At 60.1% G+C, this 2,140-nt stretch carries 2 protein-coding genes; both read right to left on the reverse strand.

What is annotated here, in order from left to right; translation table 11 throughout:
• Positions 1-204 precede the first annotated feature (204 nt).
• Positions 205-1,728 carry a sigma-54 interaction domain-containing protein gene (locus tag ACZM96_RS10790; protein WP_489489059.1) on the reverse strand — a complete coding sequence of 508 codons (1,524 nt, stop codon included), beginning with the start codon at positions 1,726-1,728 and terminating at the stop codon, positions 205-207.
• Between the two features lie 4 nt (positions 1,729-1,732).
• Positions 1,733-2,140 (reverse strand): Cys-tRNA(Pro) deacylase (gene ybaK, locus ACZM96_RS10795; protein WP_489489061.1); only part of this gene is annotated, 408 nt, incomplete at its 5' end.

A 2,140-nucleotide genomic window follows, 5' to 3' on the forward strand; every position in this document is an offset into this window, starting at 1 on the left:
AAAGCCCGGTAAATCTTGGAAACACCCCCACGCGGGTGGGGAAGACACTGGGATTTTATTGGATATTTTCGGGCGGGTCAACGCGAAAGCCGTTAGATGCAGACTCCAACCGTTCATCCTTGGCAGACACCGCTCGGAAACGCATCCTCAGAGACGCAGCTCGACATGTCCGAAAATCCTGTGCGCCTGCCGCGCCGGCGCCGATCAGCTCGACGTACGGAAGGCCTTGTAGGTAATTCCGTATTTCTTCATGCGCAGGGCCATCATTCTTTCCGTCAGTCCGAGAGCTCTGGCCGCTTGACCGAGATGACCGTGAAAATGAGAGAGCGCCTCAATGATGTAGGCCCGCTCCATTTCATCCAGACGCTGCTGCAGCGAGCCCATGGCCGGAGGCGCGTCGCTGCCGTCCTTCTCGCTGTAGGGGCATCCGGCGCTGTGAAGGTTGGGCGGAAGATGCAGCGGCAGAATGAGTCCTTCCTCGCTGACCAGCAGCACTGCGCGCTCAATGACGTTTTCCAGCTCGCGGATGTTGCCCGGCCAGCGATAACGCTGCAGCATCTCCATGGCGGAAAGCGAAAGACGCACCCCGGTTTTTCCGTTGGCTTCGCTGTATTTTTTCACGAAGTACGCCGCAAGAGACAGAATGTCCTCCTGCCTGTCCCTGAGCGGCGGCAGCTGAATGGGAAAAACATTGAGGCGGTAATAGAGATCCTTGCGGAAAGTACCGTCTTTGACCATCTGTTCGAGGTCGCGGTTGGTCGCTGCAATGAGGCGCACATCCACTTGAATGCTCTCCATGCCCCCAAGACGCTCGAAACTGCGTTCCTGAATGACGCGCAGAAGCTTTGCCTGCATGGCCAGACTGAGTTCGCCCACTTCGTCGAGAAACAGGGTGCCGGTGTCGGCCAGTTCAAAACGCCCCTTGCGGACGCCCGTTGCGCCGGTAAACGCGCCGCGTTCGTGGCCGAACAGCTCGCTTTCCACCAGACTGTCCGGAAGCGCCGCGCAGTTCAGCGAAATGAAAGGGTTCTTGCTTCGCCCGCTGGCTTCGTGAATGGCATGGGCGGCAAGTTCCTTGCCGGTGCCGCTTTCGCCGCGCAAAAGAACGGTGGCCGAAGAGGGCGCCGCCTGACGGATACGGGTAAACACGAGATTCATGCTCTCCGACTGGCCGATGAATCCCTGAATGCGTCCGTCGGAAGGCTCGGGCGTCTTCTTCTTCGCCGGCGACGTCAGCTGCGCCCGGCATTGTCCCGCCGTGTGGGAAAGCAGTCCGGCAATGATGGTCAGCATGCGGCTCTGATCGTCCAGTGTTTCCCGCGCGCCCACGCGTCTGTCCACGGCCAGCGCGCCCACCACCTGATCGTCCAGGCGGATGGGCACGCAGATGAAGGCCGTGTGCTCCTTGCGAAGATTCCGTGCTCGTGTTCTGTTCAGAAAGCGGGAGTCGTCGGCCACGTCTGGAACGATTTCCGGGCGGCCGCTGGCAATGACCCTGCCCGTGATGCCTTCGCCTATGGCGTAGTGCCCGCGGGCCTGCTCGGCCGCCGAAAATCCCAGAGACGCATAAATGCGCACCTCGCTGTTGTCCGGCTCCGTCAGGCAGATGGCGGCCCGCTTCATGGCCAGGTGCCTGGACATGATCTGGAGCGTCAGCTGCAGGGCCTCGCGCGGAGGAAGAGAGCGTTCCAGCGCGTCGGCTATTTCAGTAAGCAGAACGAGATGCATGACGTCAGCTCATTACGATGTCGGCAAACACCGCGTCCACGGCTTTGGCCAGATCATCCGGGGCAATGACGAACTGCAGACCACGCTGCCCGGCGGACACGTAAATTTTATCGAACAGCACGGCCGTTTCGTCGATGCACACGGGGTAGGCTTTCTTGGTGCCCACGGGAGAACAGCCCCCGCGAATATATCCCGTCAGGGGAAGCACTTCCTTGAGCGGCACCATTTCTGCGCTTTTGTCGTGAAAGACGGCGGCCAGCTTCTTGAGATCCAGCTCCGCATTGCCGGGAAGTACGGCCAGAGCAATGCCGTTCGGATGTCCGCGCGTGACCAGCGTTTTAAAAACGCAGGAGGGATCAACCCCCATGCTCTCGGCGACATGCGTTGCCGACAGATCATCAACGTCAACAGG

Source organism: Mailhella sp. (genome assembly GCF_057866825.1).

Coding starts and splice junctions, on each gene's coding strand:
- ACZM96_RS10790 (WP_489489059.1), bottom strand. CDS start 1,728: ATGCATCTCGTTCTGCTTACTGAAATAGCCGACGCGCTGGAACGCTCT.